The sequence below is a fragment of the Aeromonas sp. 97A genome, assembly GCF_051919185.1.
GTDB lineage: Bacteria > Pseudomonadota > Gammaproteobacteria > Enterobacterales > Aeromonadaceae > Aeromonas > Aeromonas veronii.
In genome coordinates, this window is sequence record NZ_JBQBFF010000001.1 from 618,438 (window position 1) to 631,125 (window position 12,688).

The 12,688-nt window shown below is 57.6% G+C and carries 11 protein-coding genes and 1 pseudogene; 9 read left to right on the forward strand and 3 right to left on the reverse strand.

Going from position 1 to position 12,688, the window contains the following annotated elements:
* Window positions 1-425: 425 nt before the first annotated feature.
* From ACTG27_RS02845 to ACTG27_RS02875, 7 genes and pseudogenes are all read left to right on the forward strand, one after another.
* A complete protein-coding gene (locus ACTG27_RS02845) occupies window positions 426-1,061 on the forward strand; it encodes a YchE family NAAT transporter (RefSeq protein WP_005337678.1) in 636 nt (211 codons plus the stop codon).
* Window positions 1,062-1,341: 280 nt separating this feature from the next.
* Entirely contained in the window at window positions 1,342-2,961 is a 1,620-nt protein-coding gene (locus ACTG27_RS02850) for an ABC transporter substrate-binding protein (RefSeq protein ID WP_026035101.1), read from the forward strand.
* A gap of 98 nt (window positions 2,962-3,059) precedes the next feature.
* Window positions 3,060-3,980: an oligopeptide ABC transporter permease OppB gene (oppB, locus tag ACTG27_RS02855; RefSeq protein WP_005337672.1), complete on the forward strand. Its 921-nt coding sequence runs from the start codon at window positions 3,060-3,062 to the stop codon at window positions 3,978-3,980.
* Between the two features lie 14 nt (window positions 3,981-3,994).
* Window positions 3,995-4,906, forward strand: coding sequence for an oligopeptide ABC transporter permease OppC (oppC, locus tag ACTG27_RS02860; protein ID WP_439979058.1), 912 nt, complete (start codon window positions 3,995-3,997; stop codon window positions 4,904-4,906).
* 54 nt (window positions 4,907-4,960) lie between these two features.
* Window positions 4,961-5,940 (forward strand): annotated as a pseudogene (locus tag ACTG27_RS02865) (ABC transporter ATP-binding protein).
* Complete coding sequence (oppF, locus tag ACTG27_RS02870; RefSeq protein WP_005337666.1) at window positions 5,941-6,936, forward strand: murein tripeptide/oligopeptide ABC transporter ATP binding protein OppF; 996 nt, start codon at window positions 5,941-5,943, stop codon at window positions 6,934-6,936.
* A gap of 302 nt (window positions 6,937-7,238) precedes the next feature.
* Window positions 7,239-8,183 (forward strand): TerC family protein, encoded by a 945-nt coding sequence (locus tag ACTG27_RS02875; RefSeq protein WP_439979059.1) that lies wholly within the window; start codon window positions 7,239-7,241, stop codon window positions 8,181-8,183.
* 65 nt (window positions 8,184-8,248) lie between these two features.
* Here ACTG27_RS02875 and alr read toward each other — a convergent pair whose 3' ends face one another.
* Window positions 8,249-9,475, reverse strand: coding sequence for an alanine racemase (alr, locus tag ACTG27_RS02880; protein ID WP_040067860.1), 1,227 nt, complete (start codon window positions 9,473-9,475; stop codon window positions 8,249-8,251).
* 173 nt (window positions 9,476-9,648) lie between these two features.
* On the opposite strand from alr, the gene ACTG27_RS02885 reads away from it, so the two are divergent.
* On the forward strand, window positions 9,649-10,098 hold the full coding sequence (locus tag ACTG27_RS02885) for a methyltransferase family protein (RefSeq protein ID WP_040067858.1): 450 nt from the start codon (window positions 9,649-9,651) through the stop codon (window positions 10,096-10,098).
* 102 nt (window positions 10,099-10,200) lie between these two features.
* Here the strand turns inward: ACTG27_RS02885 and tapW are convergent, their stop codons facing one another.
* Complete coding sequence (gene tapW / locus ACTG27_RS02890; protein ID WP_005353124.1) at window positions 10,201-11,340, reverse strand: type IVa pilus ATPase TapW; 1,140 nt, start codon at window positions 11,338-11,340, stop codon at window positions 10,201-10,203.
* Window positions 11,341-11,398: 58 nt separating this feature from the next.
* Window positions 11,399-11,755 (reverse strand): DMT family protein, encoded by a 357-nt coding sequence (locus ACTG27_RS02895; RefSeq protein WP_005337656.1) that lies wholly within the window; start codon window positions 11,753-11,755, stop codon window positions 11,399-11,401.
* A 112-nt stretch (window positions 11,756-11,867) separates the two neighbouring features.
* Here ACTG27_RS02895 and ACTG27_RS02900 point away from each other — a divergent pair, with 112 nt between their 5' ends.
* On the forward strand, window positions 11,868-12,599 hold the full coding sequence (locus tag ACTG27_RS02900; RefSeq protein ID WP_439979060.1) for a substrate-binding periplasmic protein: 732 nt from the start codon (window positions 11,868-11,870) through the stop codon (window positions 12,597-12,599).
* Window positions 12,600-12,688 lie beyond the last annotated feature (89 nt).

Consider the following 12,688-nt stretch of genomic DNA (forward strand, 5'->3'; position numbering starts at 1 on the left):
AAAATGATTGTTGTTTTAATCCATGACTAATCCGCTTTATTCCCCGAGGGGGCCATTTCTGTCCCCTTTCCCGGTTTTTGCATTGTGGCTCTCTTGCCGAGTCAATGAAGTGATGTCTGGCCTGAAATAGTGGGAAGGCAAAGCCTGGATTCTCTCGAGTCGCTTGGTCATTCGGTCAGTCATCGTCGGGCTCTCTGGTCATGATTAAGCAGGCTTGCGCTCACTTTTCTGGCGCGTGTCGGGCGGTAGAAAGGGCTTTTGGCATCGGTTTATGCCAGTTAGCGCGGATGCATTAGATGAACTAACTAAAAAACCCTCAAAATGGTGAGATTATTTGATTGGTGCCCGCTCTGGCTATGATGTAAATTTACGCACGAAATTAATGGACTGGCCCGCTGGGCCCGAAACTCTATTGGAAGGCGCCTATGGCAGCAATTGACGTCTCGTTGTATCTGAAGTTTTTTGTCGGTTTGTTCGCAATTATCAACCCGCTTGGTTTGTTGCCGGTGTTTGTCAGCCTGACCAGCCACCATACCCAGGCCGAGCGGATGAAAACCAATACCACTGCCAATATCGCGGTGATGGTGATCCTGCTGGTCTCCATGTATATGGGGCAGCTGATCCTCGATGGGTTTGGCATCTCGCTGGCGTCGTTCCGGATCGCCGGTGGGTCGCTGATTACCCTGATTGCCTGGTCGATGCTGCAGGGCAAGCTGGGCGAGGTGAAGCACAACAAACAGGAGAAGGGTGAACTGGCGGTGCGCGAGTCTATCGCCGTGGTGCCGTTGGCGCTGCCGCTGATGGCGGGCCCCGGTGCTATCTCCTCGGTGATTGTCTATGCCAGCCAGAGCCACTGGCAGCAGCTGCTCGGCATGTCAGTGGTTGTCGTGGTCTTCTCCTTCTGCTCCTGGCTCATCTTTCGCGCCGCGCCGCTGCTGTTCAAGATCATGGGCAACACCGGCATCAACGTGGTGACCCGTATCATGGGTCTTATCATGATGTCGCTGGGTATCGAGATCATGGTGGCCGGCATCAAGGGGGTTTTCCCCAGCCTGATGTGAGCCAGCTCCGCTTTATGAAAGCCGGTCCTCGTGACCGGCTTTTTATTGGTTGCTTTTTGCCCGGTCTTTTCTAGAATCGGTCGTTTGTGTGAAAAATGAGCAGCTTTGCTGGTGTTTTAATACTGAAAAAGCGCATGGCGGCTGATTTTTTGACCAGAAAATGACGATTACCCTGACAATATCTGTTGCATTATCGGAATTGGCAGGGAATTATGCTGGGAGCGGGTTTTAACCCCGTCACTTTAAAAAACGCATGGAATGTTCTTGTTGGAGTAGGGAAATGACTCATAAAAAAACAATGATTAACACATTGCTGATGGCTGCACTGTTTGGTGGCGTCAATGTGGCTCAGGCTGCCGATGTCCCGGCGGGAACCAAGCTGGCTGAAGTCCAGCAACTGGTAAAGGGCAACGGCTCCGAGCCTGCGACCCTTGACCCGCACAAGACCGAAGGAACGGTCGAATCCAATATCCTGCGCGACCTGTTCGAGGGTCTCGTTGCTTCCGGCCCGAAAGGGGAAATTCTCCCGGCTGTGGCTGAATCCTGGGAAACCAAGGATAACAAGCACTACGTCTTCCACCTGCGCAAAGATGCCAAGTGGTCCAACGGTGACCCGGTCACTGCTCACGATTTCGTTTTTGCTTTCCAGCGTGCCGTTGATCCGAAAACCGCCTCTCCTTACTCCTGGTATCTGGAGATCCCGACCATTGCCAATGCCTCCGAGATCATCGCAGGTAAAAAGCCGGCTGATACGCTGGGCGTGAAGGCGACCGACGACTACACCTTCGAAGTGCAGCTCGAGAAAGCGATCCCTTACTTCGTCAGCATGCTCTCCCACACCACCACCTATCCGGTACCGAAGAAGGTGATCGAGAAGTTCGGTGACAAGTGGACCCAGCCGGAGAATATGGTATCCAACGGTGCCTATACCCTGAAGAACTGGGTGGTGAACGAGCGCGTCGAAGTGGAGCGCAACAAGCACTACTGGAACGATGGCAAGACCGTCATCAACAAGGTGGTCTATCTGCCCATCCAGTCTACCAACGCCGACCTGAGCCGCTATCTGGCTGGCGAAGTGGACATCACCTATCAGATGCCCATCGAGCGCTTCAAGCAGATGAAGAAAGAGAAGCCGGACGAGCTGAAAGTGACCGGTTATGTTGGTACTTACTACTACCAGTACAACGTCAAGAAGAAGCCGTTTGACGATGTGCGTGTCCGTACTGCGCTCTCCTATGCCATCGATCGCAACGTGATCGCCGACAAGGTGATGGGTCAGGGTCAGACGCCGGGTTACACCCTGGTGCCGGACTTCGTCGATGGCTTCAAGCCGGTAGCGCCCGAGTGGTCGAAGATGACCCAGGCCGAGCGTGATGCCAAGGCCAAGGCGCTGCTGCAAGAGGCCGGTTTCGATGCCAGCAAACCGCTGAAGTTCGAGCTGCTCTACAACACCGACGACAACCACAAGAAAGTGGCTGTGGCCGTGGCCTCCATGTGGAAGAAGCTGGGCGTGCAGGTGAGCCTGGTCAACCAGGAGTGGAAAACTTACCTGGAGACCAAGAAACAGGGTCAGTTTGACGTAGGTCGTGCCGGCTGGATCGCCGACTACAACGAAGCCTCCTCCATGCTGGATCTGATGCAGACCACCCACGGTAACAACGACGGCAAGTACTCCAATCCGGAGTTCGACAAGCTGATGGATTCATCCCGTGATCAGGTCGATGTGGCTGCCCGTAACAAGCTCTACGTCCAGGCTGAAGAGATCCTGGCCAAAGACATGCCGATCGCCCCCATCTACCAGTACGTGACTGCCCGTATGGTCAAACCCTATGTAGGCGGCTACCCGGCCAACCCGCTGGATAACCTCTACAGCAAAGATATGTACATCATTGCTCACTGATTTAAAGCAACAAGTCGCATAACAAGCAGGGCCCGCCAGACGGCGGGCCTTTATTACAACCGCGACCATTTGGAAGCAGTACAGGACAGGAAATGTCTATGTTGAAATTCATTTTTAAACGGCTATTGGAAGCGATCCCGACTCTGCTGGTCTTGATCACCGTCTCTTTCTTCATGATGCGTTTCGCCCCGGGTAACCCCTTTACCAGCGAGCGTTCACTGCCCCCCGAAGTCATCGCCAATATCGAGGCCAAATATGGGCTCGACAAACCCATTGGCATGCAATATCTCACCTACCTGGGCAACCTGGTGCAGGGTGATTTGGGCCCCTCTTTCAAATACAAGGATTTTACCGTCAATGATCTGGTGAGCCAGGCGCTGCCTGTTTCCGCCAAGATCGGGACCACGGCCTTCTTCTTCGCCGTGCTGCTGGGGGTCACCTTCGGCACCATAGCGGCCCTGAAACAGAACACCATCATCGACTATCTGCTGATGTCGTCGGCCATGGCCGGGGTGGTGATCCCGGGTTTTGTGCTGGCGCCCTTGCTGGTGCTGTTTTTCAGTATTCATCTTGGCTGGTTCCCTGCCGGTGGATGGCAGGGTGGTGGCATCCAGTTTATGGTGCTGCCGGTGTTCGGCATGATGATGTACTACATCTCTGCCATCTCGCGGATCATGCGGGGCAGCATGATCGAGACCATGAACTCCAACTTCATCCGTACCGCCCGTGCCAAGGGCTTGCCGCTGCGCCATATCATCCTGAAACACGCGCTGCGTCCGGCTATGCTGCCGGTGGTCTCTTATCTGGGCCCGGCCTTTGTCGGCATCATCACAGGTTCCGTGGTGATCGAGACCATCTTCGGCCTGCCGGGGATCGGTCAGCTGTTCGTCAACGGTGCCCTTAACCGTGATTACTCCATGGTGCTCGGTCTGACCATTCTGGTCGGCGCCCTCACCATCACCTTTAACGCTGTGGTCGATATTCTCTACGCCTTTATCGATCCCAAGATCCGTTACTAATTCGGGAGTTCATCATGGTTGTTTCAACTGAAAAACGCGATGCCGTTGAGGCGTTCGCGCAAAAAGTGGAAGTGGTGGAGGGGCGCTCCCTGTGGAAGGATGCCCGTCGCCGTTTCCTGCGCAACAAGGCGGCCCTGACCAGCCTGATCATTCTGACCATCATCGGTCTGGCGGTCATCTTTGGCCCCCATTTGTCCCAATACACCTTTGACGATCCGGACTGGGGCGCCATGCAGTCGCCGCCGGATATGGAAGCGGGTCACTACTTCGGAACCGACAGTCTGGGGCGCGATCTGTTCGTGCGCACCCTGCTGGGCGGTCGCATCTCCCTGATGGTCGGCATCATGGGCGCCATGGTGGCGGTCATCATCGGTACTTTGTATGGCGCGGCCTCCGGCTTTATCGGCGGGCGGGTCGACAGCCTGATGATGCGGGCACTGGAGATCCTCAACGCCTTCCCCTTCATGTTCTTTGTCATCATGCTGGTCACCTTCTTTGGCCGCAATCTGGCGCTCATCTTTATCGCCATCGGGGCGGTGAGCTGGCTCGACATGGCGCGGATCGTGCGCGGCCAGACTCTCAGCCTCAAGAGCAAGGAGTTTATCGAGGCAGCCCACGTCTGTGGCGTCTCCAAGTGGAAGATCATTACCCGCCATATCGTACCGAACGTACTCGGTATCGTGGCCGTCTACGCCACCTTGCTGGTGCCGGGCATGATCATGTTTGAATCCTTCCTGAGTTTCCTGGGCCTTGGTGTTCAGGAACCGATGACCAGCTGGGGTGCCCTGCTGGATGAAGGCTCCAAGTCGATGGAAGTGGCCATCTGGCAACTGCTGTTCCCCGCCAGCTTTATGGTGGTGACCCTGTTTTGCTTCAACTTCCTCGGGGATGGTCTGCGTGACGCCCTCGATCCGAAAGATCGTTAATCGAGCATCGGGTCGACAGGAAAGCATCACGAAAGATCGATAAGGAGTTTTTATATGAAGTTACTGGATGTGAAAGATCTGCGGGTCGAGTTCAAGACCCCGGATGGCAATGTGGTGGCGGTTAACGACCTCAACTTTTTCTCTCTGCGGGCGAAACCCTGGGGATCGTCGGCGAGTCCGGCTCCGGCAAATCCCAGACGGCCTTTGCCATCATGGGGCTGCTGGCCAAAAACGGCATTATTACCGGTTCCGCCAAGTTTCAGGGTGAGGAGATCCTCAACCTGCCGGAGTCCAAGCTCAACAAGATCCGCTCCGAGAAGATCGCCATGATCTTCCAGGACCCCATGACCTCGCTCAACCCCTACATGAAGGTGCAGGATCAGCTGATGGAAGTGCTGATGTTGCATAAGGGCGTCAGCAAGGCGGAAGCGTTCGAAGAGTCGGTCCGGATGCTTGATGCGGTGAAGATCCCCGAAGCACGCAAGCGGATGGGGATGTATCCCCACGAGTTCTCCGGCGGCATGCGTCAGCGGGTGATGATCGCCATGGCACTGCTCTGCCGGCCGCAACTGCTGATCGCCGACGAGCCGACCACCGCGCTCGACGTGACCGTACAGGCCCAGATCATGACTCTGATGAACGAGCTCAAGCGCGAGTTCAACACCGCCATCATCATGATCACCCATGACCTTGGCGTGGTCGCCGGTATCTGCAACAAGGTGCTGGTGATGTATGCCGGTCGTACCATGGAGTACGGCAAGGTAGACGATATCTTCTATCGTCCGAGCCACCCCTACACCGAAGGCCTGCTGCGCGCCATTCCTCGTCTCGATACCGAAGGGGAAGTGCTGCCCACCATCCCGGGCAATCCGCCCAACCTGCTGCGTCTGCCGACTGGCTGCCCCTTCCAGGAGCGTTGCCACCGGGTCAGCGAGATTTGCGGCCAGCAGTCACCGATCCTGACCCCGTTCAACGACGGTCGGGAGCGTGCTTGCCACTGGGTTTCGGATGCCATGAACAAGGGGGCCAACTAAATGGGTGCCGACAAAAAATTGCTGTTGGAAGTGTCTGACCTCAAGGTCCACTTCAGTATCAAGAGTGGCAAGGCGTGGCCTTGGGCCAAGCCATCCGATTTGAAGGCGGTCGATGGCGTGACCTTGCGTCTCTATGAGGGTGAAACCCTCGGCGTGGTGGGGGAGTCCGGCTGCGGCAAATCGACCTTTGCCCGCGCCATCATCGGTCTGGTACCGGCCACCGATGGCAAGGTGGTGTGGCTGGGTGATGATCTCACCAAGCTCGATCAGAATGCCCTGCGCGAGAAGCGCAAAGAGATCCAGATGATCTTCCAGGACCCGCTGGCTTCTCTGAACCCACGCATGACCATCGGCGACATCATCGCTGAGCCGCTCATCACCTTCTATCCCAACCTGCCGCGGGAAGAGGTGAAGGAGAAGGTGCGCGCCATGATGAGCAAGGTGGGGCTCTTGCCCAACCTGGTCAACCGCTACCCGCACGAGTTCTCCGGTGGCCAGTGCCAGCGGATCGGGATTGCCCGGGCGCTGATCCTCGAGCCCAAGATGATCATCTGCGACGAGCCGGTCTCGGCGCTTGACGTCTCCATTCAGGCGCAGGTGGTCAACCTGCTCAAATCCCTGCAAAAGGAGATGGGGCTGTCGCTCATCTTCATCGCCCACGATCTGTCTGTGGTCAAACATATCTCCGATCGGGTGCTGGTGATGTATCTGGGCAACGCCGTTGAGCTGGGGACCCGCAAGGAGATCTTTGCCAATCCGCTACACCCCTACACCAAGGCGCTGATGTCAGCGGTGCCGATCCCGGACCCTGAGCTGGAGCGCAACAAGGTGATCCAGATCCTGGAGGGGGATTTGCCCTCACCGATGAACCCGCCGTCCGGTTGCGTGTTTCGCACCCGCTGCCCGGTGGCTGGCCCCGAGTGCGCCAAGACCCGCCCCGTGCTGGAGGGGAACTTCGATCACGCGGTCTCCTGCCTCAAGGTCGATCCGCTCTGATGGGGATGTGTTGAACCTGTTTGCGGGGCTCCTTGATGGGGCCCCGATTTATTTTTGACGGCACTGAAGATGCCTCTTGGCGTTATCTTTTACCGCTGCTACTATCCGCGCAACAAGGGGAGTAACTTCTCGCCGGTTTGTCGTCATTACGGTGCACCCATATCCTGCAGTGCACCCGGCAGCCGGGCAGTCGATGCAAATCAGCTGTAAGTGAGACCTTGCCGAGAGGCAAGGTGTATCTGCTCCAAACGCAAACCCACGCCTCTCGGTCGTGGGTTTTGTCGTTTTTGGGAGACGTGAAAATGGGTGAATGGTGGATGTGGACCGGTTTCTTCAGCATAGTGCTGGTCCTGTTATGGATAGACATACGCTTTGTCGGTGGCGGCAAGTCACACAAGGTGTCCCTCAAAGAGGCGGGTGTCTGGTCCCTCATCTGGGTCAGTGTGGCCCTGCTCTTCAACCTGGCCATCTGGCTTTGGCTCGATCACAGCGCGGGCCGTGAAATCGCCAACCAGAAGGGACTGGAGTTCCTCACCGGCTACCTCATCGAGAAAGCGCTGGCAGTGGACAACGTCTTCGTCTGGCTGATGCTGTTCGGTTACTTTGCCATTCCGGCCGAGCTGCAGCGCCGGGTGCTGCTGTACGGGGTGCTGGGTGCCATCGTGATGCGTGCCGGTATGGTGTTCGCCGGTAGCTGGCTTATCGAGCAGTTCCACTGGATCCTCTATCTGTTCGGCGCTTTCCTGCTGCTGACCGGTGCCAAGATGCTGTGGGCGGCCGACAAGGAGCCTGACTTGGCCAACAATCCGCTGCTAGGCTGGATGCGCCGTCGCTTCAAGGTGACCGAGACCCTGGAAGGGGAGAAGTTTTTCGTCTGGCGTGACGGTGTGCGCTATGCCACCCCGCTGCTGTTGATCCTGGTGCTGGTGGAGGTGAGCGATCTCATCTTCGCGGTGGACAGTATCCCGGCCATCTTCGCGGTGACCACGGATCCCTTCATCGTGCTGACCTCCAACATCTTTGCCATCATGGGTCTGCGCGCCATGTACTTCCTGCTGGCTGGTGTGGCTGATCGCTTTGCCCTGCTCAAGTACGGTCTGGCGCTGATCCTGATGTTTATCGGGGTCAAGATGCTGTTGCTGGATATCTTCAAGATCCCGACCGGCATAGCACTCGGTGTCGTCGCGCTGATCCTGCTGGTGTCCATGGGGCTGAGTCTGTTTGTGACCCGTAAAAAGGCCGCTTGAGCGCGGCAGACAATGAAGCAATAACAACAAGGGCTCCCGCGGGAGCCCTTTTTCATATCGTGTTATCAGCGTTTGATCTTCTTGGGGTTGGTGTAGCCCCATATGGTGTACATGTCCGCCAGCAGGGCGCCGTTGTACTCCTCCAGATCCGCCTGTTTCACTTCGGCGTCACCCTGACGGCCAAACAGCACCACCTCGTCACCGGGTTTCACCCCTTTCAGATCCGTCACATCCACCATGATGGTGTTCATGGAAGTCTTGCCGACCACCGGCACCTTCTGACCCTGGATCAGCACATAGGCTTTGTTGCTGAGGGCGCGGCGATAGCCATCGGAGTAGCCCAGCGGCAGGTTGGCGAGCCAGGAGTCACGCTTGAGGGTAAAGGTGCGGTCATAACCGACGGTGTTGCCCGCTGCATAGTGGTTGACCGAGGCGACCTGGGTCTTGAATGCCATCACCCGCTTGTATTCGGTGTGGGAGGGGATGGAGTCACCGTAGAGCAGGCCGCCCGGGCGCACCATGTCGAAGTAGGCGTCCGGCACGGCTAGAGTGGCGAAGGAGTTGGCGGCGTGGATGGTGATCTTGCTGCGATCCAGTTTGCCCGCTTCCAGCAGCCACTGGGAGTCCAGTTTGAACTGGGCCAGTCCCATCTTGACGTCCTCTTTCTCCTCAACCGGGAAGTGGGTCATGATGCCGACCGGGGTGATCCCCTTTAGCTTGAGCATGGCCAGCGCATCCTGCTTGGCATCGGCCAGACGCAGGTCGATGCCGTTGCGGCTCATGCCGGCGGAGTTGAGCGCGATATGCACCGGAATGGTGGTGTGGTGGCGCTGGGCGATATCGGCGATACCCTGGGCACTCACCAGACTGCCGATCAGTTCCTCCATCTTGTAGGGCAGGGCCTGCTCTACTTCATCCGGGGTGGCAGCACGCACCCGCATCAGACGGCCGGTAAAGCCCTTCTCGCGGGCGACGCGCGCCTCTTCGTTGCTGGCGATGCCGATGCAGGGGATATTGGCCTTGACCACGGAGGGGACCAGCAGGTCGATGCCATGACCGTAAGCGTCGGCCTTCATGATGGCGCAGATCTGCGGGCCCTTGTCACCGAGACGATCCTTGAGGGTCTGGATATTGTGTTCAAAGGCGCCCAGATCCACTTCCAACCAGGCGTTGCTGGCGGTTTGCTCCTGGCCGCTGCGATGATCCGTCGCAAGGGGCAGATAGGGAGCCGCAACGGCTTGGCCCGCGAGCAGGCCGAAGATCAGGGTAGCCAGCAGAGTTTTCTTGTGCATGGTGATTCCTTTTTGTTGTTCGCGTTGGATAGTTTGGACGGGGTCGGCCACATTGGTGGTGGTTTAACCACAACTTGTTGTTATTATTATGATCTTTGTCACTCTCAACAGGCGCTGACGGGTTGGGAGTCTACCGCAACACGGGTTCGGCCGACACTCGTCAGGGGAAGAAAATGGTCAATCTTGAGTTACGTTTGCCACCACCGCTGATCTTTCTGCTCTGTGCTGGTGTCATGTGGTGGCTAAGAGGGGAGAGTCAGCCCGGCATCTGGGCAATGACGCTGATGGCTATGCTGGTCGTGGCGGGGGCCATCATGGGCTTTGGTGCCCTGCAACGGTTTCGTCACCATCAGACCACGGTCAGCCCCACCAAACCGCAGCACACCAGTCGTCTGGTGACCTGCGGCGTCTATCGTGTCAGTCGCAATCCCATGTATCTGGGCTTGCTCTGCTGGCTGGCCGCCTGGGGCTGTTATCTCGGTGGAAGTTGGGTCTGGGTTGGGCCAATCGTGCTGGTTGCCTGGCTGACCCGCTTTCAGATCATGCCGGAGGAGCGGCTGCTGCGCGCCCGTTTCGGCGACGAGTATGTGGCGTATTGCCAGCGTGTTCGCCGTTGGTGCTGACTGGCTGTGAGCTGCGTGAGCTGCGTGAGCTGAGGGATAAGTCGGGTCAGCCGTGCTGGATAAAGAGAACCCCGGGCGGGCCCGGGGTTCTCGAGGGGCTGGTTAGAAAAAATCGCCCTTCTCGTCCTTGGTGGGTTCGAGGCTCCAGCCGGTGGCATCGCTGCTGCTGGCAATCTGTCCCTTCTCCTTCCACAGCTTGATCTTGAGGCGCAGGTTGTTGGCCGAGTCGGCGTTTTTCACCGCCTCTTCTTCCTCAATTACCCCTTCCACTACCAGATCAAACAGGGCACTGTCGAAGGTGACCATGCCGAGGGCTTTGGACTTTTCCATCACCTCTTTGAGGCCGCCAAATTCGCCGCGCTTGATCATGTCGCGGATGGTGTGGGTGCCGAGCATGATCTCCACTGCGGCCCGGCGACCGCCATCGGTGGTTTTCACCAGCCGCTGGGAGACAAAAGCCTTGAGGTTGTTGCCCAGATCGTTGAGCAGCTGGGGGCGGCGCTCCTCGGGGAAGAAGTTGATAATGCGATCCAGCGCCTGGTTGGCGTTGTTGGCGTGCAGGGTGGAGATGGCAAGGTGGCCGGTTTCGGAGAAGGCCAGCGCATGTTCCATGGTCTCGCGATCGCGGATCTCGCCGATAAGAATGACATCCGGCGCCTGACGCAGGGTGTTTTTCAGGGCAGCGTGGAAGCTGCGGGTATCCACGCCAACCTCCCGCTGGTTGATGATGCTCTTGCGGTGGCGATGAACGAACTCCACCGGATCTTCGATGGTGATGATGTGGCCGCCGCTGTTGCGGTTGCGATGGTCGATAAGCGCCGCCAGCGAAGTGGATTTGCCCGAGCCGGTACCGCCGACAAACAGCACCAGGCCACGTTTCTCCATGATGGTGTCGAGCAGCACAGGCGGGAGTTTGAGATCTTCAAAGCGGGGGATTTCGGTCTTGATGTTGCGGGCCACCAGAGAGACTTCGTTGCGCTGCTTGAAGATGTTGACCCGAAAGCGGCCGATCTGGGGCAGGGAGATGGCGAGGTTCATCTCCAGATCCTTCTCGAACTGCTGCTTCTGCTCGCCATCCATGATCTCGGCGGCGATCCGCGCCACTTCACCCGGTTCCAGCGGCGTTTCGTTGAGGGGGCGCAGGCCGCCGTTAAATTTGGCGCAGGGGGGCGCGCCGGTCGACAGATAGAGGTCTGAGCCATCCTGCTTGGCCAGGATCTGTAACATGTCTCGCAATTCCATTTTTTTGCCTCGTCGATCAATGAGATGCCATGAGCGGGATGATATTGAGTGTACAGCCTCAGGCGCCGGTCAGTTTCTCGCGAAAGACAAAAAAGACCGCACCGAGAATGCAGAGCCCTGCCCAGAGATAGTCCCATTTCAGATCTTCCTTGAGATAGAAGATAGAGAAGGGGACGAATACGGTGAGTGTGATCACTTCTTGCAGGATTTTAAGTTGGCCCACGCTCATCACCGTATGGCCGATGCGGTTGGCAGGCACTTGCAGCAGGTATTCGAACAGGGCGATACCCCAGCTCACCAGGGCGGCAATGATCCAGGGTTTATGGTTCATGCTCTTGAGGTGAGCGTACCAGGCGAAGGTCATAAAGACGTTGCTGCAGAGCAGCAGACCGATACTGGTGAAAATCGGGTTCATAGGGTTCTCCTTGAAAATCCGGCGCATTTTATCCCTGAACCACGGGTTTTCATACGTGGTGCGGGAGGGTATTTTTAACCAACAGGATAAGCCGTGCGAGGTATGCGACGGGATGGGCAAGTTATGCGGGATTGTGTTGTTACTGTTATTTGCCATGCCGGTGCGAGCGACCCCGACGCTGACGGTAGCCACCGATCTGTGGCCGCCATTTCGCATCCTGCAAGCGGATGGCCGGTTGCAGGGGCTCGACATGGACATCCTGCGCCGGTTGCAACAGGCGAGCGGCATTGAGTTGCAGGTACGGCGGATGCCGTGGGGCAGGGCGCTCAAGCAGATGCAGACCGGTCAGGTCGATCTGATGATTGGCCTCGCCTATACCGCCGAGCGGGCGCAGTTCATCGACTATCTGCAGCCTGCCTACTATCAGTGCTGGCCCGCGTTTTATGGTCAGCCGGTCAATGTGGCCCGGATCCACCAATACCGTGATCTGCAGGGGGCGAAGGTGGGCTATGTGCTCAACTCCGCCTACTTTGAGCCCTTCAACAGTGACAGCCGCCTCGACAAGCACGGAGTACCCACCGAAGATCAGCTGCTGCGCATGGTGCAGCGCGGTCACCTGCCGCTGATGATTGGCACCGACTGTCAGGTGGACTATGCCCTGAGTCAGGGAAATGCCAGCCGGATAGGCAAGGCGGACTACCGCCCCGCCACGCCGGTGACCCTCTATCTGGGGATGAGCAAGCACTCACCTCACCAGTCGCTGCGCCAGCCCTTGCTGGTGGCGCTGCAAAATCTGGTGGCCAGCGGCGAGATAAGGGGGATGGCAAAGCGTTACCAGCCTTGACCTTGGGTGGCAAGCCACTGTTATCATGCCCTTTTCCTGCTTTTCCCCCGGCGCTGCGACAGGGCCGGGGGGAAGCCTTGTTATTCGGG

Bases quoted from the DNA above. Each gene is read 5' to 3' on its own strand.
- ACTG27_RS02885 (WP_040067858.1), top strand. From the start codon at position 9,649: ATGGTCAATCTTGAGTTACGTTTGCCACCACCGCTGATCTTTCTGCTC.
- oppB (WP_005337672.1), top strand. From the start codon at position 3,060: ATGTTGAAATTCATTTTTAAACGGCTATTGGAAGCGATCCCGACTCTG.
- ACTG27_RS02850 (WP_026035101.1), top strand. From the start codon at position 1,342: ATGACTCATAAAAAAACAATGATTAACACATTGCTGATGGCTGCACTG.
- ACTG27_RS02875 (WP_439979059.1), top strand. From the start codon at position 7,239: ATGGGTGAATGGTGGATGTGGACCGGTTTCTTCAGCATAGTGCTGGTC.
- alr (WP_040067860.1), bottom strand. From the start codon at position 9,475: ATGCACAAGAAAACTCTGCTGGCTACCCTGATCTTCGGCCTGCTCGCG.
- ACTG27_RS02845 (WP_005337678.1), top strand. From the start codon at position 426: ATGGCAGCAATTGACGTCTCGTTGTATCTGAAGTTTTTTGTCGGTTTG.
- oppC (WP_439979058.1), top strand. From the start codon at position 3,995: ATGGTTGTTTCAACTGAAAAACGCGATGCCGTTGAGGCGTTCGCGCAA.
- tapW (WP_005353124.1), bottom strand. From the start codon at position 11,340: ATGGAATTGCGAGACATGTTACAGATCCTGGCCAAGCAGGATGGCTCA.
- oppF (WP_005337666.1), top strand. From the start codon at position 5,941: ATGGGTGCCGACAAAAAATTGCTGTTGGAAGTGTCTGACCTCAAGGTC.
- ACTG27_RS02895 (WP_005337656.1), bottom strand. From the start codon at position 11,755: ATGAACCCGATTTTCACCAGTATCGGTCTGCTGCTCTGCAGCAACGTC.
- ACTG27_RS02900 (WP_439979060.1), top strand. From the start codon at position 11,868: ATGGGCAAGTTATGCGGGATTGTGTTGTTACTGTTATTTGCCATGCCG.